Origin of the sequence: Arthrobacter sp. B1805, from assembly GCF_002929745.1 — a bacterium.
In the GTDB taxonomy this organism is placed as follows: domain Bacteria; phylum Actinomycetota; class Actinomycetes; order Actinomycetales; family Micrococcaceae; genus Arthrobacter_D.
The window spans coordinates 1-781 of sequence record NZ_PJIQ01000059.1 but is presented as its reverse complement, the minus strand read 5'-3'; the positions used below and the strand labels follow the sequence as shown (position 1 = coordinate 781).

Sequence of the window (781 nt, the reverse complement as noted above, 5' to 3'; positions counted from 1 at the left end):
CGCGGTCAGCCTTGATTACACGGGCACGAGTTTCGCGTCCATGACCGGACGCGGTGTCCAAGCGACAGTGAACAACCATCAGGTGTCCGTGGGCGGACCGAACATGCTCAAGGAGCTCGGCCTCGCTACCCCTGTCGACATCGCCACGACGGTGGAGCAATGGGTGGGCCGTGGAGCGTCCGTGCTGCACATCATCCGCGACGGCTCCGTGATCGGCGCGGTGCGGCTCGAGGACAAGGTCCGCGAAGAATCCAGGGCAGCAGTCAAGGCGCTGCAGGCCCGCGGGGTGAGGGTCGCGATGATCACCGGGGACGCGCGTCAGGTCGCAGACGCCGTCGGCGCGGAGCTGGGCATTGACGAGGTATTCGCCGATGTCCTGCCGCAGGACAAGGACACCAAGGTCACCGAACTGCAGTCCCGCGGGCTGAAAGTGGCCATGGTCGGCGATGGCGTGAATGACGCCCCTGCCCTGGCCCGCGCCGAAGTGGGCATCGCGATCGGCGCCGGCACGGACGTTGCCATGGAATCAGCGGGCGTTGTCCTGGCCGGGAACGATCCCCGATCGGTACTGGCAATGATCGACCTGTCCCGGGCGAGCTACCGCAAGATGATCCAGAACCTGATCTGGGCCACCGGATACAACGTGCTCGCCGTCCCCCTGGCCGCCGGGGTGCTGGCCTTCGCGGGGATCCTGCTCTCCCCCGCCGCCGGCGCGGTCCTCATGAGTGTCTCCACGATCGTGGTGGCCCTGAACGCGCAGCTGCTGCGTCGGATCGACCTC

The 781-nt window shown here is 67.2% G+C and carries 1 protein-coding gene; it reads left to right on the top strand.

Annotation, left to right across the window (positions count from 1 at the left end):
* A partial coding sequence (locus tag CXQ96_RS17885; protein ID WP_146070950.1) for an HAD-IC family P-type ATPase occupies nucleotides 1-781 on the top strand: 781 nt, incomplete at both ends.